The sequence below is a fragment of the Nostoc sp. genome (assembly GCF_036917575.1).
GTDB lineage: Bacteria > Cyanobacteriota > Cyanobacteriia > Cyanobacteriales > Nostocaceae > Nostoc.
The window spans coordinates 34,462-54,217 of the sequence record NZ_JBALDC010000085.1 but is presented as its reverse complement, the minus strand read 5'-3'; the positions used below and the strand labels follow the sequence as shown (position 1 = coordinate 54,217).

Sequence of the window (19,756 nt, the reverse complement as noted above, 5' to 3'; positions counted from 1 at the left end):
AACTACCACCCCAAACTCATGTAATCCAGATTCTAAAGCATTTTCAGCTACCTTGGGGTATTTGCTTAGGGACACAACCCCAAAGAGAACCTGTATCTATCAACTCTTTGGGGTAGAAACAAATGCAAGGTAAGCGTCAAAATATTCTCAGTAAAACCATTGCTTTGTTGCTGGCAATGCAACTGTTTTTGATTGGTTTACAAGCTAAAAGCCGAATCGACCAAGGTAACTCATCAATTGAGGCGTTGATTTGGATGATTCAACAGTATATTCCAGTGCTGGTTAAATTTCGTAGCTTGCAGGATAAAAGGGAGAAAAGCGTATCAACCAAAAAAACATGATATAGCAGGAGGCAGGAGGCAGGAGGCAGAGGGCAGAAAAAGGGGGGTAATAAGAAATCTTGTTCCCTCCCCAATACATACGGGGAGGGTTAGGGTGGGGTAAAACTGACGCGAAAAACCAAGTGAGTAAACTATTTCTAGCGATGCCTACGGCGGGCTACGCCAACGCATTTGTTATTTCGGCGTATTGTAGCCAATAGGCGCTACTTCTGCATATTCCGCTTCATTTGTTCTAACTCATCCTGAGTTTCCCAGCTACGGAACTTCTCTTCTAAGTCATCAAAACCACTAGAGTAATTGCTAGTTTGATTCGACCAGCCAATAGTTTCAAAACGCTGCTGACTTTGCGCTTTAGCACGCTCTGTCTGTGCTTCGGCGGCTTTAGCTTGCACCTCCTGTCGCCGTTGCTGAATTTTTTGCAGTAGTTCCTGAGATTGGTTAATGCGTTCTTTCAGCCCTTGCATGTGTCCCCAGCGCTGATTTCCTTCGCGCAACAGGGCTGCTTCTCGCTCAAGAGCCGCCGCCGCCAAATCCTCTCTATTAGCGTTTTTGGCTTTTTGAATGCGGATATGCCAACGCTGAATTTCTTGCGCGGTGGAGAGAATTTCTTCTTGCGATCGCTTTTCTTGTAATTTTAAATCTGCGATCAGCTTTAATGTATCTTCTTCTTGCTCACGCAGCTGTTCTAGCAGCGCCTCTAACTCCAAATGTGGATTGTTACGCAAGAATTCTTCTAAACGGTTTTCTAGAAACCGACTCAAATCATCAAATAAGCCCACTGCTAGAACTCCAGAGATTGGGTGCGTGACTATTTTATTGTAGTAGTCTGGTGGACATCTCGGTGTTAGTTACATTTCAAACTTGGGAAGAATGTATTTGGTGAAACTACGCAAACAACCCTGACTTATGAGTTCTGATTTTCAACCACCACCTAAGAGCTTGTCCATACTAGCTTCTGTCGGAGGAGTTTTGACTGCTGCGATCGCGATCGCAATTTTAAATGGTTGGTCTAAGCAACTTTCCAATACTTCTATAAAACAACCGGAAATATCAACATCCCCTACTGCTTCCCAACCACAGAAAACCCAACCCCCTGTCTCTAGTGCAAATGAAGCTGAAACAATTGCCAGCCTTGATGCTAAATCTGTAGTTTTGCCGGGTCAATCCATTCCTAAGAACCAATTAACAGTAGCCATAATTCCTTATACTGCTCCTGGAGTTGGAAAACTGACTTCAGAAGAAATGACAACGGCCCGTCAAGCTTGGTCATACTTCCAGCGCAACTGGAACGATGAAACTGGCTTGATCAATTCTGTTGATGGCTTTGCTTCTATAAGTATGTGGGATCAGACAGCAGCGATCGCAGCCTTAGTCAGTGCTAGAGAACTCAATATCGTGCCTGCGGCTGAATTTACAGCCAAAATGAGCAAAATGTTAAATACATTGGCATCAATGCCTTTGTACAAAGGAGAACTACCCAACAAAGTTTACAATGCGAAAACACTCGTACCCGTTAATTATGGTCAACTAGATAAACGAGAAGAAATTGGTTGGTCAGCCATTGATTTAGGAAGAATGGCAATCTGGTTGAAGATTGTCGAGGCAAAGTATCCAGAAATGCGATCGCAAACTGCTGCTGTTTGGAAACACTGGCAAGTCAAGCGTCTAACCACAAATGGCCAAATGTACGGTACTGCCGTTATCAAAGGCAAAGAGCAGTACAATCAAGAAGGTCGCTTGGGCTATGAGAATTATGCTGCTTATGGTCTGAAGCTTTGGGGCTTGGATGTTAACAAAGCCTTAGATTATCAGTCTAATACTGCCTTTGTCGAGCTTTACGGACAGGGAATTCCTTACGACAAACGGGACTATAAAAACTCTGGAGCCAATAACTACGTTCTTAGCGAACCCTATATCTTAGATGGTATCGAAACTGGGTTTCAAGCTTTGCCTAAAGCTTATGCCGATCGGATTTTAGCTGCTCAAGCAGCGCGTTATGAAGCTACAAAACAATTGACTGCCGTCACCGAAGACAACTTAGATCGCCCGCCATACTTTGTTTACAGCAGCCTATTCGTCAACGGAGAACCTTGGGCAACCATCGCAGATACCAGAGAACAGTACAACAATTTGCGATTCCTCAGTGCCAAAGCTGCGATCGGCTGGCATGTACTTTATAACACTACTTATACCCGCCAGTTATTTGATTTCGTTCAAGCCAACCTTAAGTCTAACAAAGGTTGGTACAACGGCTTTTATGAGTCTCTGCATCAACCCAATAAAACTCTTACCGCCAACAATAATGGTGTAATTCTAGAGAGTTTACTATACAAGCAAGTTGGGCAGCCACTTACTGTTTGGGCAGGAGTCAAGAGTCAGGATTCAACCCAGAGGACTATAAAAACGCCGTAAATCCTATCATGTCCGTATAATTAGTTAACGCGATGTGCGACTTTTTTTTATTCTTGTAGGATGGACATCTTGTCCGTCCTTTCTGGTATGGCAAGATGCCTACTCCACAATGGAATCAAGGTTTAACAAAATTAAATTGCACACGGCGTTAGTTATGATTCCCATCCACCAGACGACGTAAACCTTAATTCATCAACACTAAAATAATCTTATTAATTTTGAATTTTAAATTTTGAATTTTGAATTCCCCGAAGAAGTTGACTCATGCTCAAACGCTTACACAGCCGTAAAGTTTCCTTAGTAGCTATACTTGCGCTTGTTATATGCTTTACTCTGTTAAGTGTGCGTTCATTTGGGCAAACAATTATGACATCAGCACCCCAACTACTCACCGACCCCTTTTTACAATTGCCAACTGAAACTTCAGTACGAGTAGTTTGGTTTACTGAATTCGCTGGTGTTAATCACACAGTAACCTACGGCGAAAATCTCAAACAAACTGCTAAGGCAAGTACTATCAAACTCAGTCGCACACGTGAAGATCAACAATCAAGAGTTGCAAACCAAACCAAAGACGGACAAGTTTATCAAAAACCTGTCCAACGGGACATTTGGCGACATGAGGCTGAGGTAACTGGGTTAACTTCTGGTGTGCGGGTTAACTATCGTGTCACGAGTGTGCGAGAAGACGGCGAAAGTGTTGACAGTGATGTTTTTACCCTCGCGGCTACTCCCAAATCAGATACACCATTGAAAATTCTACTTACCTCAGATCATCAATTAAAACCGATGACAGCAGCAAATCTGCAAAAGGTGGTAGAAACAGTTGGACAAGTTGATGGCGTGTGGTTTGCCGGTGATTTGGTCAATGTTAGCGATCGCGCCTCAGAATGGTTTGATGATAATATTGGTGGTGCGTTGTTTCCCGGTTTACAAGGTCGTGCTAAATATGAAATGACGCACGATGGTGTTAAGACAACCTACACTGGTGGACAAATAATTCAACACGCACCGATGTTTACTTGCATTGGCAATCATGAGGTGATGGGGCGCTTTGCCAGAACGGGAAGTTTAAATGATGAATTTGATGATACAATTCCCCGTGTAGTTTCTCAAAAAATCTACCCCAATAAATCTTTAATCGATAATTCTTTTAATACTAATACCTACGAAGAGATTTTCTCTTTACCAGAAAGTCAAGAGGGTGGAAAAAGGTATTATGCAGTCAGTTTTGGTAATGTACGTTTGGTAGTACTGTATATTACCAATATGTGGCGGACTCCCAGTTTAACCAGAAAGCATAAAGGTAGATATCTAGAAGCAGAAAAGGATTTAAATAATCCTGAAAATTGGGGTTATGGACAAGTTATTTATGAGCCAATTGCTAAAGGCAGCAAGCAGTACAATTGGCTAGAAGCAGAACTTAACAGCCCTGAGTTTCAACAAGCAAAATACAAAGTTGTGATGTTTCATCATCCGCCCCACACTCTGGGTGATAACATAGTTCCTGCTTATACAGAACCAGTTCAAATAATAGAACGTGATGGTAATAATATCAAAGCAGTGCGTTATGAGTATCCTAAAGACACAGATTACATTATCCGCGATGTTGTTCCAATACTTGAAGCGGCTAATGTGCAATTGGTATTCTATGGGCATTCCCATTTGTGGAATCGCTTTATTAGTTCTAGTGGAATGCACTTTCTAGAAACATCGAATGTGGGCAATACTTACGGTGCTGCTTGGGATGACAGAAAGCGAGAAGTACCAATTGGATATCAAGAGGATTATGTTAAACTTGGCGATCCTAATGATTTAGAACCGATAGTACCAACAATTGCCCCCTTGCTAGGTGAAAATGGAAAGCCGATGCCTTATATTGCAAGTAATGATATTACAGTTTTCAGCATCTTTGATACGGGAGCAGGTACGATAAGTAGTTATCGTTTTGATACTCGTAAGCCTGATTCGGAAGTATTGAAGTTTGACGAATTTAAGTTGAAATAGAAGCCTCAAATCCCCGACTTCTTGAAGAAGTCGGGGATTTTGTTGTTCGCGCATGATTTAGGATTGCTATAGACTAGCGATCGCTTCGGCAACTCGTCTAGAAATAAAAGGCAAAATATCCTGGTTCTTAGCCTGGGCTTTACCTTCAGTAAATACCACTAAAAGGTAAGGACGCTGTTCTGGTAACTCAATATAAGCAGCATCATGGCGAACTTGACTTGTCCAACCTGCTTTTGACCAAATTTGAGCATTTTCAGGCAGTCCATTACCTAAAAAACCTGTCACCTGATTTTCCTCGGTGTTAGTAGACAAATCCTTCAGAGGACGTTTCAATAAAGCCATCATCGCTTGCGATCGCGCACTTGAAACCGCTACCCCACCCACAATACTATGCAGTAATCTGGCGATCGCATTTGTGGTCAACATATTACGATTTTCTAGTAACTCTCCCACAAACGCCCGTTCCCGTCCATAAGGGCCATCACCCCAAGTTTTTTGACAGACGTTAATTGTCTCCAATTCTTCCCAACTCAAAGATTGGTAATAACGGTTAATAATATTACGCTGATATTTCCAGGTTTCAAAGGGGCCAATTGGTAATTCTGCGCCTGATGTGGTGCCACTCAAAATATCCACAACATAGCTGGTAGCATCATTACTAGAATCGACAATCATATCCTGCAAAGCTCGCTCCAACTCTTTGGAGGTTTGACTCATGCCTTTTTCTAGCCACTCATTTACTGCTACCAAGTAAAATAGCTTGACTACACTAGCAGGATAAATCCGCTCAACACCGCGATAAGTGAAACCACGAACTGGGTGATCCCAAAAAGCGTTGGGAGTCAGCGCCCCACCAGTATTTACTCGCACTGGTGGATCGTATATAACCCAAGTTAAGGCAATCTGGTTACGTGCTAAAGTCCCAAATTCCGCCCAAGTTGCATCTAAAATGCCTAACCCAAGATTTTCGAGTTGTTCGTCTTTATTGAAAAAAATCATTCTCTGATAATGTCCTTTAACCTAAAATCCAAAATCCAAAATCCAAAATCAGGCGAGTATCAGTGTTTAGCTAACCTGAATTTATATGATTCTCCTGAATGTACGCGTTTAGCAACTCAAGCTGCATCTGGGAGACATTTGTGGGTAACATCAAATCATCAAAATTCGGCGGTTGAGGTGTATTTATGTGAAGATGACTATCCAGGATGGATATCTGTTTCAGATTTTGATTCATTACAATCTGCTACTGTACCTTATCAGGCTGCAACATTTTCTGAATTGGAGATTAAAAAACTTTTAGCAGAAATTATCGCCTTTACCCAAAAAGCGATGCAACAATCAAATTATTACCTTTGGGGTGGTACGGTTGGGCCAAATTATGACTGTTCTGGGTTAATGCAGGCGGCGTTTGCTTCGGTGGGTATTTGGCTACCTAGAGATGCCTATCAACAGGAAAAATTCACTCAACCAATTACGATTGCAGAATTAGTCGCTGGGGATCTGGTATTTTTTGGAACTAGCCAAAAAGCCACCCATGTCGGGCTTTATTTGGCGGATGGTTATTATATCCATAGTTCTGGCAAAGAACAGGGACGGAATGGAATCGGAATTGATATTCTCTCGGAACAGGGAGATGGAGTTAGTCAGTCGTACTATCAGCAGCTGCGAGGTGCTGGTAGAGTTTTTAAGAGTTACGAACCACAGAGACGCTGAGGGCGCTGAGGCTTATGAGGAGTGGGTTGGTTTATCAAGGGGTGATTGAAGAAAATGGGGCGATTTGTGCAATTGTCCCAGATGTTTCAGTAGTAGTACCAATACATGATGAGGTGGAGAGTTTGCCGCTTTTACTAGAAGCGATCGCCTCTACTCTATCCTCTAGTCAGATAAATTATGAAATTATCTGTGTGGATGATGGTTCTACAGATGGTTCTGGGGAATTTCTCAAGAAAGAAGCGCAAATCCGTACTGATTTAAAGGCGGTGATTTTACGTCGGAATTACGGACAAACTGCGGCGATGGCTGCTGGATTTTATTATGCAGTCGGTAAAGTGATCGTCACTTTAGATGCTGATCTCCAGAACGATCCGGCTGATATCCCCATGTTATTAGCAAAGCTGGACGAAGGTTACGATTTAGTGAGTGGTTGGCGACAAAAACGCCAGGATGGTGCTGTAAATCGGTTACTTCCTTCCAAAATTGCCAATTGGTTAATTCGCCGCACCACTAGCGTGAATATTCATGACTATGGCTGTTCGCTGAAAGCCTATCGTGCAGAACTTTTGGCAGATATGAACCTCTACGGAGAATTACACCGATTTTTACCTGCTTTAGCGTACATCGAAGGAGCTAGAATTACTGAAATACCAGTACGCCATCACGCCCGTCGCTTTGGTCGTAGTAAATATGGAATTTGGCGGACATTCCGGGTATTGATGGATTTGTTAACTATTCTGTTTATGAAAAAATTCCTCACTCGTCCGATGCACGTTTTTGGGCTGTTGGGCTTGATTTCAATGTTTTCGGGTACTGCGATCGGAATTCACTTGACGTTCATCAAATTTGCTTTCCATGAGGACATTGGCAATCGCCCCTTGCTGATTTTAGCAGTTCTCTTGTTAGTAACAGGAGTGCAGTTATTTTGCTTTGGACTTTTAGCAGAATTGCTCATGCGTACATACCACGAATCCCAAGGAAGGCCTATCTATCGCGTGCGAGAGGTAGTAGCAAAAAATGTTAAGTAACGTAACAATAGTCATTAGTCATTAGTTACGAGCAATAAATGACAAATGACAAAAAACCAATTAAATTGCATCTACCTTGAAAGCATTTGATACCTTTGACGCCGAACTGCGGCGCAACCTGCTGATTTTATTTGCAGCAGGTTTATTATTCTGGTCGAGTATATCTTCGCTTTTACCAACCCTACCGCTTTACATTGATGATGTGGGCGCAAGCAAGCAAGAAATTGGGATCGTTATGGGCAGTTTTGCTATTGGGCTATTGCTATCTCGCCCGACGGTGGGACGATTAGCCGATGAACGCGGTCGCAAAATTGTTTTGTTAATTGGTACGATTGTAGCGGCGATCGCACCTTTTGGTTACTTGGCAACCCGATCTCTTGGGCTGTTGATCCTGGTGCGGATTTTTCACGGCATTAGTATTGCTGCTTTTAGCACTGGCTACAGTGCCTTAGTCACAGATTTAGCACCTGCCAACACTCGTGGTGAAATCATTGGGTACATGAGCCTTGCAACTCCTATTGGTTTAGCAATTGGGCCTGCCTTGGGAGGGTATTTAGAAGCTACAAGTGGTTACGGAATATTATTTCTGTTGTCTGCGGAATTGGGTTTTGTCGCCCTCTTGGGGATTGTACAAGTTACGAGTCCGGCAGTGCAAAGGCAGGAGCAAACTCAAAAAGAGGATCGCAAATTTTGGCAAATTTTGGCTAGTCCACGGGTGAGAGTTCCAACTATAGTTATGTTGCTGGTTGGTTTGTCCCTTGGTGCTGTACATACTTTTGTGGCATTGTTCCTCAAATCCACTGAGGTGGACTTCAATGGCGGACTGTTTTTTACAGCTGCGGCAATTTCTAGTTTTAATATTAGGATATTTATTGGTAAAGCAAGCGATCGCTTTGGGCGTGGTTTGTTTATTACCTTTAGTATTCTTTGCTACGTTTTAGCGTTAATACTGCTGTGGCAGGCTAACAGCGCGATCGTTTTCTTACTGGCTGCGATCGCTGAAGGTGCTGGTAGTGGTACACTGTTCTCGATGATGATTACTATGATGGCAGATCGTTCACTGCCGCAAGAACGGGGGAAAATTTTTTCTATATGTATAGCTGGACTTGATTTGGGAGTTGCGATCGCTGCTCCTCTTTTGGGTATTATCGCTGAACAAGTAGGCTACCGCGATATGTTTGGCTACGGTGCAGTGATTACTTTTCTTGCACTTATCCTTTTCCTCACGCATTCGAGCAAAAACTTATCCAACTCACTGCGCTTTGCATTAGGTCAAGCTCCAGATGCCTACGCCTTGAAAAACTTAAAAGTTAGGAGTGATGAAATTTAACTCATCACTCCTAACTTTCAACTCTTAAAAACGGGCGAGGAGGGATTCGAACCCCCGACACCGTGGTCCGTAGCCACGTGCTCTAGTCCACTGAGCTACACGCCCTCACCGACAATATATATTAACACGTTCTAACCAAATGGTGCAAGATAATTTTCCATCTAATTTTGCCAACTTAACTCATCTAGATTCCCAAGGACAGGCACAGATGGTAGATGTGTCTGATAAAGCACCCACCATTCGCCAAGCAGTAGCAGCTGCCAACGTGCGAATGCTGCCAGCTACCTTCGCTGCCATTCAAGCCGGAAATGTCCCAAAAGGTGATGTGCTGGCAACTGCAAGATTGGCTGGGATTATGGCAGCCAAGCAAACAGCCACTTTAATTCCCCTCTGTCATCCGTTGCCTTTGCAAAAAATCGCAGTCGAAATCATACCTGATTCCCAACTACCGGGTTATCAAATTCAAGCCACAGTCAAAACCAAAGCTGAAACCGGTGTAGAGATGGAAGCCTTAACTGCCGTTTCTGTGGCTGCCCTGACTTTATACGATATGGCAAAAGCTTTAGAAAAGTCGATTCAAATTGAATCAATTCGTTTAATAAGTAAAAGTGGAGGGAAATCAAAAGATTATTCACCGGATGAATGCTAGGAATAGTAATAGTTCTACCTCCTGCCTCCAGCATAGCTGCCTTCTGCCTCCTACTATAATGCCTGTGGCTACTTTTTCACAGTCATGTTTGCTTCCTCCCGCAAGACTTTAGTTGCTTCCACCATATTCTTTAAAGCTGGAATAACCTCTGACCATCGCCGAGTTTTCAAACCACAATCTGGATTTACCCAAATTTGTTTTATCGGTAAATTAGCAATTCCAGTCCGCAATTGTTGTAAAATCTGCTCAGTTGTCGGCACGACAGGACTATGGATATCGTAGACTCCATTACCAACTTGATGTGAGTAACCACCCTCTGTGATTTCTCGCAAAGTTTGATTGTTGCTGCGACTATTTTCAATTGAAATAACATCAGCATCTAACCGTTCAATATCCTTGATGATGTCACCAAATTCGCAGTAGCACATGTGGGTATGAATTTGGGTTTGGGGTTGGGCTACTGCTGTCGCCAAACGAAATGCATCTACAGCCCAAGAAAGATATTCATTCCAGCGCTCAACTTTCAGGGGTAAACCCTCACGTAGGGCTGGTTCATCAACTTGAATTACCTTTGCACCAGCCGCTTCCAAATCTGCTACCTCATCCCGCAACGCTAAAGCAATTTGGAAAGCTTGTTCTGACCTGGAAATATCAGTCCGGGGGTAAGACCAATTTAAGATAGTTACAGGAGCCGTCAACATCCCTTTTACAGGTTTTTCCGTCAAAGATTGTGCGACTTGAAACTCACGTACCGTCATTGGCGCAGTCCGAACCACATCACCGTAAATAATTGGTGGACGAACATAACGGCTACCGTAACTTTGCACCCAACCATTTTCAGTGAAAGCGAAGCCTGATAACTGCTGTCCAAAAAATTCCACCATATCGGTGCGTTCAAACTCACCATGAACTAAAACATCTAATCCTAATTCCTCTTGTAATTTAATGCTCTCGGCAATTTGAACATCAATTGCAGCTTCATATTCTGACTGATTCAATTCACCTCGTTTGTAACGCATTCGTAGTTGACGAACTTCAGAGGTTTGGGGAAAAGAACCAATTGTGGTTGTGGGGAACAAAGGAAGCGAAATTTGGGAATCCAGCCGCAATCCGTAGGATAATGAGCGCTGAAAATCATCAATCTTCAAAGTTTTCAGTCTTTCTTGAACTGACTGCTTTACTGGATTAAACTCCTCAAACTTACTCCAGCTAGTCTTGATTGATTCTTGCTCTAATTTAGTGTTTTCTCCGGTTATTGTTCGAGCCAAAAAAATCACTTCTTGAAGTTTTTGTTCAGCAAAACTCAAGACATTGCGTAGCTGTAATGGTAATCGTTTTTCTCGTTTAGCATCGTAGGGAACAAATTGTAAGGAAGCAGATGGTTGGATTGTGAATTCATTATTTTTGATTACTTCTTTGATACTTTCCAACTTAGGTATTATTTCTTCTGGATGAATTTGCCAAATATTTCTGGCATCAACTATTCCAACTCCTAGATGTTTATCTTCAGGAAATCCATAAGTTTTAATTAGCTCTAAATTCCGTCCCCGAGTAAAATCTAAGCTGATGGCATTTACAGGTAATTCCATCACCCAGTTATAGCTTTCACCTAAATCATCAAAATAGGTAACTAAATGTATGTCTAATCCAATTAAAGCCAAAGATTTATATACAGCTTGGTAATACTCTTTCCAATTATTTACATCACCCAAGACCAATGCAGGTTCGTGAATTTGTACTTCGGTAATACCCAGAGATTTTAACTCTGTCAGCAAGTTAATATAAAGTGGAGTAAACTGAGAAATGGCCTTCTTAATATTCATCTCCAACTTACTTAAACGAAGTAAAGTACAGAGACCAAAAACAATGGGAATTGCTCGTTTCTCTAATATTTTTTGAGCGCGAGTAATTCTTTCAATAAAATCACTCCAATCTGCTACTAATACTTGGTCGGGTATCTCTGGAACTAAGTAATGATAGTTAGTATCAAACCATTTTGTCATTTCCAGCGCAGGTATTCCTTCCTTTCCCCTAGCCATTGCAAAATAGCGTTCTAAACCAGAAAATTGCTGAAATCTTTCGGGAATTAAACCAAAACGAAATAGCCAATCAAGGATGTGATCATAAAGTGTAGTATCACCCACTCCAATTTTATCAATTCCGGCTTCAAGTTGAGTTTGCCAGTTGGATTCCTCAACCTGTTGCACAGTTTTGAGTAATGATTTTGACTCTAGATTGCCACTCCAAAATGCTTCTAAAGCTTTCTTAACTTCCCGATTTTTACCAATACGAGGATATCCTAATGTTGCGGTTTGAATCTGCATAATTTTCTATTCCTTTGACACTAAATGATTAAGTACTATGAATTAGTAAAATGGTAATTTTTATTCAGTTTTAAACTAACAACAACTTACGTTTAATTGCGTCCACTTACTTGGTGGTGGAATCTTTGCTAGAATTCCTTTTTTTAGAGGTTCAGGTCGTTCTGACCGCATTTGTGAACCATCGCCTTTCGCATAGTATTGACTGGCACATTGCAGTACCGCAGATGCACAACTATCATTTGATAAATCGCCAAACAAATAAGTTGGTTTACCCTCTGCTGTAAAGGCAATAACACAAGAACGGTTACAAGCACTCATGCATTCAACTCCCTGAATAGAGAATTTATTTTGCAATTCCCAATTGAATGCAAGTTGTTGCAGATGTAATAATAGTTGCTGACCGCCACTTTCTCCAATCCGCTTGCCATCTTGGCAGACGCTAGCGCAGGTCGTGCAAACAAATAAAGTATGTTGTTTGTTGAGCATTAATTTTAAAATGTGTAGGATTAAGTTCCAAACGCAGATATTACACAGTCTTGCCAGCATGAAATCTAACCTTGCTAACTGTGCAATGTATCTGTTGCAAACTATTAGTAATAATTGACCAACAATTCCTTAATGGTACAATTTACAGGATTTATCTCTAGAATCAATCCCTTCTTCGGCTTGGTGCAGTCCGCTCATGGGGAGCTACTGCATTGCAGAGGTTCCCCCGTAGAAGCAAGTGGCCTGGAAACCCCCTTTCGGGTTCATTTTGCCAAATGCTCGTTCGCTCTTAGCGTCTCCCCTTGGGAGAAGACTCGCTAACACCAAAATCTTAAATTGGATGACCACTATCAGGTCAAATGACACAAAAGCAGCCATTAGCAAGTAGCTCTTAATGTTCTTTTAATAACAAAACTGCCACTTTTCACATCTGCAATAATCGTGCCAAATAACCTAGTAGTACAGCCACTTCATGAAAAATATACTTATAGGCGCAACTTGTACCGCCAATTAACTATCTATCATCTCAAAAACAAACCGTGACCTGAAGGGCATCTTCGGCGCAATGAAGAAATAAAATTGATTGATTGTGAAAATATTCATAGTAGCGCTTATCTATACCTCGTAGATTTTAGCAGGAGTTAACTGTTCGGCGGGCATTCTGACTCACAAGGCAAACCTTGATTACAGCTGCGGGACAGTGCCGGATTCACACCAGACTTTCCCCGTTTCCTCTAGTGACTGTTCCTCACTAGAACCGACTTGTAAGATTAAACTATACCATTGTTTGCTGTTTAATGCAAAATACCGATCACCTATTTTGTGATTGGTATAAAATCCTGATTCAACAACAAAATTACTTACCTTTGCTGTAAATACTGGAGAATACCGCGAACGATCGCCTCAGCCATTCGATTATCATACTCTGGGTTTGCTAGTCTGGGGTTATCTTTGAGATGATAAACTGCGATCGCTTCTAATTAGCAGTTGTGTATTATAGGAATCATATTTTATTTCTGAAATTATCTACGTAGCTGGGGAGTAGGGAGTAGGGAGTAGAGAATCAGGCTTTTCGAGTTGTACGAAGTTTTTTCACGAAATAAAATCATAGTCCTATATCACTATTACCCAGTTCTACAGACTCAATTGTGGAAAAGGGAGTAGGTACTTGGGTAACTGGGTTAGGTTGATTATTGCTTTGTTGTAACTTGATTACTCTGCTATTAAGTAACAGTACTATACCATCGCTACTACTAACAGTAGTTTTTAACTGATTGACAAAATACGCTTTATTTTAACCTCTTACAGATGGGGGCGCACAGATGTGTGCCCCTACTATTGATAATTGCTAATAGTCTATTTACATTACCAATTATCTGATTTTAAAATCATTAACTGTTATCGTGTCTATAGTCAGCATCTATCCAGCAGCGTGGTAGAACTTCACCTGAAGGAAAAACGAGATTTTCTTTTTTAAAAATTTCAGGTTGTTGTTCCTCTTGGCCTTCTTGATCTTTTGCTTGAACAACATCAGTATTCGGGTCAATTAATTCCTGAATTTCAACAATTTTTACCAATTCGCCACTATCTTTGACTTGTAAAAGCATAGAAATTGCCTCAATAAATTTGCATGAAAGTTGGGAGTGAGTCTTAAGATATATCCACTCCCGTCTCAACCAATTTAGAAGGTTGAGATTCCTTAATTGTTAAAGGAAATTTTTACCAGATATGAACACATAAATTACATAAAATGTATCTATGTGTCTCTGTGGTTTTTATCTTTATAAAATTGACACAATAAGTTTATCATCAATTCAGCATTTCAAATAAAGTAATACTGCTCGATAAAATTGTCTAATTCAAATAATTTTGGTTGTAGAGATTAGATTTCGCGTTGATATTTTTCTAAGATATCAACTAATGTTACTTGGCATTGCAGTGGCAGTAAATCACTTAAAGGAAGTTCGCTTCTACCGCCACCAATTTTTACTGTAATTGATTTCAAGACTTTTAAAACTTGATCTTCATTTACAGCATTGGAAGTAATTAAGGGATACAGTTGCTCGGCAACAACTGTATGCAGTTTGGCATTAGATAAATAAAGATGCCATTTGGCAATGTCTATGTAAACATTTTCGCCAATTTCAGCTGCTAGGGCTTCTAGTAGTTCTGTGGTGTTAGTCTTTGCCATAAAAATAACCCTAAATTAAGAAAAAGTGCGAAATCTCAGGCTTTTTTACATTATGGTTCAATTAACAGCCTAATCCTACTACCAGAGGTTACAATCGCCCCAGCATGAGTAATCCATCTTCAGGTGGATTTTGGTGGAGTTTCGGTGTAGTTAGCGATCGCACTGATATAAATCAGATGCACCAACAATATTCCTGTCCAACTTAAAGTCAACAACGGCAGCCACTCCCAGGTAGTGCTTTTCAAGATGTGAAAAAACCATAAGCCAGAATTAATCAGAGCAGCGATCGCCACATGAATGGCAAAATTCATCCGGTCATCAATCTTGCGGTAATCAGGGTCTTTGCGATCGGGTTTGCGAGGCCAACGAGGAGGCATAAATATTTGTTACAGATTTAAATATACTTACTCATTCTAAGGTTTTTGGGGCAGCCGTTGCGATTAGACTTCTCGAACCAGTCATAATTGAATTGCAAGTCATTTGAATAAGCTATGGCAAATGGATGGTTGGGTCAGTGCGTAGCGCAGCAGACCTCCGTCTCGAACCATTTGTTATGAGCGAACCTTTGCAAATAGATGACTCGCTCACTAGACGTAGATAGCGATTGCAACTCAACGAAGCAGGCTGATAAGTTCCGCTGCAACACGTTTATTAGGCTGTGCATTGTGATTGCGCCTGAAACCGCTTTAGATTTTAGCTTTCTTGCGAAGTATTAAGCTTATTTCCTCTACAGTTGTGAAGAAAGCATCCCCCATAAATTTAAGGCTAGCAACGGCTCGCTGACCAGCTTCTTCATTACCCGCTCCACAAGCATCAGTGACCATGATTGGGATATAGCCAAGATCGGCAGCATGGCGAATTGTCGGCTCAATCCCGATTTCAGTTGCTACACCTACTATAATTACAGTGTGAATGCCACAGTCGCGTAAGGCAATGTCGAGAGGCGTTCCCTCAAATGCAGACATCGTGATTTTGTTAAAAATTCCTTCCGAAGGAAGTGGAGTTATTTCAGGAATTAATTGAAATCCGGGCGAGTCAGGAAGAAACCAAGGTTTTACATCATCAACTGAGGTTACTCTTTGCCATGCCTTAGCTGTCTTCAGTTGAAAGACACCCGACAATTCTTTGGGTAATGACATGTGACGCATAAAGAATACGCGCAAACCAACTTCTCGTGCGGCTTGAAGAACTTTTATGACCTGAGTTTTTATGTTAGAGCCGTCATTTAACTGGCTAAAAATGCCTATTTGCATATCATAAACGATCAAAGCTGTTCGATTAAGTTCGCAGGCATCCTCCAAATTTTCAGGAACTTCTAGCCCAAATGCCTTTTCCATTTTTCTTAACTCCTGAACCTTACATATAGAGGGTAGCAGGTTAGTCATAGACAGGTTCAAGTCAGGCTAACTATTTATTATACGAAAACTTTCCGTATAATCTTTTTCCCTATCTTAATGTATCAAGCATTACAACAAAATTCTACCTGAATATACGGAAAATATCTTTTTTACCCTCCGCACAGTACACAAATTATTGGGACACAAGGATGTAAAAACGACAATGATTTATACTCATGTTCTTAACGGTAGCGGTAAAGCTGTTCGTAGTCCACTTGATTAACCAGTCTTAGAAATCATCCCAACCTTCAATGCTAGAGGACATAACATAACTGGTGACACTCGCCTCAAAGAAGTTTGCTTTTGTGTTGGCTTCTTTTTTGGTATCTGAAAAACGTTCCAAGTGAGTATAAGGGCTTTTCTTGTAGATAGCTTCTGTAAACAATGGCCCTAAACCGATCGCCTTCAAGCGAACATTTGCTAGATATTTTGTGTAGTGTTCTGTACTGTTTGCCGTAATTCCAAGAATATCATCTCCGACAATATGTCCTGTCCACTTGCATTCATGCTCAACAGCAAGAGCAAACATTTCGTAAATTTGTTCGCGGCTGTGGGGGAAAACTTGCATTGCTTCTGGAATCAATTTTTGATACAGCCGTACATGGGAAAGTTCATCTCGGTTAATCATTCTAAAGATATCGGCACTCCCAGACATGAGCATCCGTGATGAGAGATTGTAGAAAAATATAAACCCGTTATAGAAATACAATCCTTCTAACAAATAATCCGCCAACAGCGATACGAAATAATTCTCTGGTGTGGGATTATCGACATACTTTTGGTATAGTTCAGCGATGAATTCACATCGTTGTTTGAGAATGCGATCGCTGCGCCAAAAATCATAAACTTGTGTGCGGCGATCGCTAGGGATCACCGTTTCAATAATGTATTGATAAGACTGATTGTGCATCGCCTCTTGGGAAATTTGTTCTGCCATGCACAATGCAATTTCTGGTGCAGTTACGCTGTTTTTGATGTGAGGCACATTACAGGTTTGCACTGAATCGAGAAAGGTCAGATAACTAAGGATGCCATCAAATGCACGTCGTTCACCAGGCGTGAGATTGACGTAATCTGTTACGTCTTGAGTAATATCAATCTTTTCAGGAACCCAGAAGTTCTCACGCATTTGACGGTAGAGAGACACGGCCCATGAGTAGCGAACGTCATTTAATTGCATTAAGTTTGTAGTCTCTCCGAACCATATCAGACGGTTTCCTGTATCATCATTTCCATTCGGATTGAAAACGGGATTAATCGGCATTAATGATTGTCTGGGCTGGTACATTTTTATTCTATTTGGATTAGTTTTCACTCTTAATTAAGCAATGGCATTATCAATTGCCTATACTGGATAATTGATAACTGTTTACTGATGACTGGTGTTCAGCTTGCACAAGCAACACATTGATCGCTTGATTCTTTGAAACTATCTTTTTGGACAGTGCGAATATAGTAGATTGCTTTACAACCCAAATCCCAAGCCAGCATTAGGGTTTCAAAAATATCAACAGCTGTGAGAGAACGCTCTGGTTCGTCAGGAAAATAAACTCCAGCGTTGAGATTAAACAGTAGTTCCATCGAAATTCCTGTGTCAATCCATTGTTGGATTGTAGCGATCGCTTTCACTACTTTTTTCTGATCCAGTGTCTTATTCTCGACATAGAACCATAAATTATCCCGAATGTAAGGCGGTGCGATGGGTACTGAACCCTTTGCCCATTTTTCATAGAAGAATTTGCTGTAAACGGGTAAAACACTGGCTGTACAACCCTGAACTAAAGATGAAGAAGTGTTGGGTGCGATCGCAGTAATGTGTGAATTGCGAATACCATGTTGTTTGATATCTTGACTCAATTTTGCGAAGCGTTCTGGAAAAAGAGCGTGTTGCAAAAACCATTCCACAGGTTTTGCTCCTATTAAGTGTCCCTTGCTCCATTCACTACCCGCAAAAGCAGGATACGCACCTCGTTCCTTAGCAAGGGACATCGATGCTGCGGTGCAATAATAACCAATATCTTCAAATAAATCGCTGATTTCTTGAAGATGGGTGTAGGTAAAATGACGTTTTGCTAACCAATCGGCTAATCCCATACAGCCCACTCCAATTGTGCGATATTTGGCGTTGTGAGTGGCACTAGCAGCAAATGGCGGTGAGGTGAGTTCAATCGTGTTATCTAATATACGTACTGCGATTTCACAAATCTCTGCTCGTTTCTCATCTTCAAGATTTGCAAGATTAATACTTACAAGATTACACGTATGTGCTTCCTTACCAGGTTTCACATTTGACCACGATTCTTGGCACAAATTCCCACCTGGAATATAGCCTTCATGCTGATTGGGATTAGCTCGGTTCGCGGTATCTTTAAACCATAGGTAAGGCATCCCGGTTTCTAATTGAGTTCGCATCACCTGTTTGAGTAAAAGACGAGCATTCACCCGTTTGTAAAGTGTAATCTTCCTTTCTAAACTGGCTTCGATTTGAAGATAAGCCTTTTCAAATCCTTCACCCCATAACTGAGCCAGTTCAATGCCTAAACGAGTTTTTACCTCATAGGGATCAACTAATGTCCATTCTTCATCTGCTGCTACTCGTCGCATAAATTCGTCACTGACAACCAGTTGCGGGAATACATCATAAGCTTTGCGTCGCCCGTCCCCATTCTCGGTTTGCATTTCCAAAAACTCGGGTAAGTCCAAATGCCAAACATCTAGACTCACAGTGACAGCACCTGCTCTGCGTCCACCTTGATTAACTGCTACTGCTGTATCATTCAACAACTTAATCCAGGGAACCACGCCACCAGAGGCATTCTTCTTCCCCATTACCCAACTACCAGTAGCCCGAATCCGAGACAGATTTACGCCGACACCGCCACCATTTTTGGAAATCCGAGCCGCATCATGAATGCCATCAAAAATACTTTCTAAATTGTCGTCCATCGCCGTAATGAAACAACTGGCTAACGAGCCATTGGGAATCCGCAAATTCGCTAGAATGGGGGTTGCCAAAGATATTTGACGATTTGCTAACGCTTCATAAAATTGTTTTGCCCAGGTTAATCGATTCTCTTGTGTTTCCACGGAGGCAATCAAGAGCGCACAAGTTAAAAATGCCTCTTGTGGTAGCTCATTCGCCAAAAGATATCGCTTCGTCAGTAATACTGCTCCTGCATAATCATAGTCGGCATCCCAGTCGGGATTGATCCAAGTGTTAGCAATCTCTAATTCTGCGTCTGTGTAGATCGAGATGCGGCAATCGTATTGTTCTGACAAAACTTTTGTTTGTACAGTCCGAGCATATTGCCCGTACTGATAACCACGGCTAACTGTTATTTCTTTCCACAAACTCCAAATGTGTAATCGTCCTGCTACATAGCGCCAATCAGGTTCTTCAGGACTGCACAAATCCAAGGCACAGCGAATTAAATTGTCTTGAATTTTTCGCGTGGTAATGCCGGGACGCAATCGAGTTGTCAGGTGTGCTTCTAAAGCAATAGAATTTGCTGAAAGTCCGCAACAAGCCCAATTAACCACTGTGCGAATTTTATTAATTTCTAACGGTGTCGTCGAACCATCACGACGAACAACATAGATATCCGTTGTGGAGCCAAGAGAAAGTGTGGATGGAGCTTGCATACAAAATGTGTTGATGAATTGGAGAAAAATAATTGCAAAAATGGAAAAAAATTGTTAACTGGTTTGGCAATGTAAAAAAATGTCAGCGCTATGTCAGCAAACGCTGGCAACCCGAAAAAGTTTGTTGGGTTGAAAAATTTATATAAGAATTGCCAATAAAAATCCAGAGCAAGCTTTGGTAAAGAATGAGACTTGCCCCGATTAATGACGAATGCCAGTATAGATCGACCATTGAT

Annotated in this window: 17 protein-coding genes, 1 tRNA gene and 1 riboswitch; of the genes, 7 read left to right on the top strand and 11 right to left on the bottom strand. The window is 41.4% G+C overall.

Annotated features, from left to right (window positions below):
• Positions 1 to 122 precede the first annotated feature (122 nt).
• A complete protein-coding gene (locus V7K79_RS25105) occupies positions 123 to 341 on the top strand; it encodes a hypothetical protein (protein WP_335051496.1) in 219 nt (72 codons plus the stop codon).
• Between the two features lie 203 nt (positions 342 to 544).
• On the opposite strand, the gene V7K79_RS25100 is transcribed toward V7K79_RS25105, so the two are convergent.
• Positions 545 to 1,120: a TIGR04376 family protein gene (locus tag V7K79_RS25100; protein ID WP_335051494.1), complete on the bottom strand. Its 576-nt coding sequence runs from the start codon at positions 1,118 to 1,120 to the stop codon at positions 545 to 547.
• 127 nt (positions 1,121 to 1,247) lie between these two features.
• On the opposite strand from V7K79_RS25100, the gene V7K79_RS25095 reads away from it, so the two are divergent.
• The gene (locus V7K79_RS25095) at positions 1,248 to 2,753 is read left to right on the top strand and encodes a DUF3131 domain-containing protein (RefSeq protein ID WP_335051493.1); all 1,506 of its coding nucleotides are present in this window, start codon (positions 1,248 to 1,250) and stop codon (positions 2,751 to 2,753) included.
• 366 nt (positions 2,754 to 3,119) lie between these two features.
• Entirely contained in the window at positions 3,120 to 4,760 is a 1,641-nt protein-coding gene (locus V7K79_RS25090; RefSeq protein WP_335051491.1) for a metallophosphoesterase, read from the top strand.
• 66 nt (positions 4,761 to 4,826) lie between these two features.
• Here the strand turns inward: V7K79_RS25090 and V7K79_RS25085 are convergent, their stop codons facing one another.
• Entirely contained in the window at positions 4,827 to 5,759 is a 933-nt protein-coding gene (locus V7K79_RS25085; protein WP_335051489.1) for a serine hydrolase, read from the bottom strand.
• Positions 5,760 to 5,768: 9 nt separating this feature from the next.
• Here V7K79_RS25085 and V7K79_RS25080 point away from each other — a divergent pair, with 9 nt between their 5' ends.
• The 3 genes from V7K79_RS25080 (at position 5,769) to V7K79_RS25070 (ending at position 8,831) form a co-directional block, all read left to right on the top strand.
• The gene (locus V7K79_RS25080) at positions 5,769 to 6,473 is read left to right on the top strand and encodes a C40 family peptidase (protein ID WP_335051487.1); all 705 of its coding nucleotides are present in this window, start codon (positions 5,769 to 5,771) and stop codon (positions 6,471 to 6,473) included.
• A 14-nt stretch (positions 6,474 to 6,487) separates the two neighbouring features.
• Positions 6,488 to 7,501: a glycosyltransferase family 2 protein gene (locus V7K79_RS25075; RefSeq protein WP_335051485.1), complete on the top strand. Its 1,014-nt coding sequence runs from the start codon at positions 6,488 to 6,490 to the stop codon at positions 7,499 to 7,501.
• Between the two features lie 76 nt (positions 7,502 to 7,577).
• Positions 7,578 to 8,831 carry an MFS transporter gene (locus V7K79_RS25070; protein WP_335051483.1) on the top strand — a complete coding sequence of 418 codons (1,254 nt, stop codon included), beginning with the start codon at positions 7,578 to 7,580 and terminating at the stop codon, positions 8,829 to 8,831.
• A gap of 31 nt (positions 8,832 to 8,862) precedes the next feature.
• Here the strand turns inward: V7K79_RS25070 and V7K79_RS25065 are convergent.
• Positions 8,863 to 8,936: transfer RNA gene (locus tag V7K79_RS25065), tRNA-Arg, on the bottom strand.
• A gap of 34 nt (positions 8,937 to 8,970) precedes the next feature.
• Between V7K79_RS25065 and moaC the strand changes: the two genes are divergently transcribed.
• A complete protein-coding gene (gene moaC, locus V7K79_RS25060; protein WP_335051481.1) occupies positions 8,971 to 9,480 on the top strand; it encodes a cyclic pyranopterin monophosphate synthase MoaC in 510 nt (169 codons plus the stop codon).
• Positions 9,481 to 9,548: 68 nt separating this feature from the next.
• Here the strand turns inward: moaC and metE are convergent, their stop codons facing one another.
• From metE to V7K79_RS25015, 8 genes are all read right to left on the bottom strand, one after another.
• Complete coding sequence (metE, locus tag V7K79_RS25055; RefSeq protein ID WP_335051479.1) at positions 9,549 to 11,804, bottom strand: 5-methyltetrahydropteroyltriglutamate--homocysteine S-methyltransferase; 2,256 nt, start codon at positions 11,802 to 11,804, stop codon at positions 9,549 to 9,551.
• A 75-nt stretch (positions 11,805 to 11,879) separates the two neighbouring features.
• Positions 11,880 to 12,290 (bottom strand): DUF1636 family protein, encoded by a 411-nt coding sequence (locus V7K79_RS25050; RefSeq protein ID WP_335051477.1) that lies wholly within the window; start codon positions 12,288 to 12,290, stop codon positions 11,880 to 11,882.
• A gap of 634 nt (positions 12,291 to 12,924) precedes the next feature.
• Positions 12,925 to 13,067: riboswitch (cobalamin riboswitch) on the bottom strand.
• Between the two features lie 614 nt (positions 13,068 to 13,681).
• The gene (locus tag V7K79_RS25045; RefSeq protein WP_335051475.1) at positions 13,682 to 13,897 is read right to left on the bottom strand and encodes an acetyltransferase; all 216 of its coding nucleotides are present in this window, start codon (positions 13,895 to 13,897) and stop codon (positions 13,682 to 13,684) included.
• Between the two features lie 275 nt (positions 13,898 to 14,172).
• Positions 14,173 to 14,481 (bottom strand): DUF3181 family protein, encoded by a 309-nt coding sequence (locus tag V7K79_RS25040; protein WP_335051473.1) that lies wholly within the window; start codon positions 14,479 to 14,481, stop codon positions 14,173 to 14,175.
• 119 nt (positions 14,482 to 14,600) lie between these two features.
• Entirely contained in the window at positions 14,601 to 14,858 is a 258-nt protein-coding gene (locus V7K79_RS25035; RefSeq protein WP_335051472.1) for a hypothetical protein, read from the bottom strand.
• Positions 14,859 to 15,167: 309 nt separating this feature from the next.
• A complete protein-coding gene (locus V7K79_RS25030; protein ID WP_335051470.1) occupies positions 15,168 to 15,818 on the bottom strand; it encodes a cysteine hydrolase family protein in 651 nt (216 codons plus the stop codon).
• A gap of 289 nt (positions 15,819 to 16,107) precedes the next feature.
• Positions 16,108 to 17,166, bottom strand: coding sequence for a ribonucleotide-diphosphate reductase subunit beta (locus V7K79_RS25020; RefSeq protein ID WP_335051468.1), 1,059 nt, complete (start codon positions 17,164 to 17,166; stop codon positions 16,108 to 16,110).
• Positions 17,167 to 17,264: 98 nt separating this feature from the next.
• On the bottom strand, positions 17,265 to 19,520 hold the full coding sequence (locus V7K79_RS25015; protein WP_335051466.1) for a ribonucleoside-diphosphate reductase subunit alpha: 2,256 nt from the start codon (positions 19,518 to 19,520) through the stop codon (positions 17,265 to 17,267).
• Positions 19,521 to 19,756: the final 236 nt, after the last annotated feature.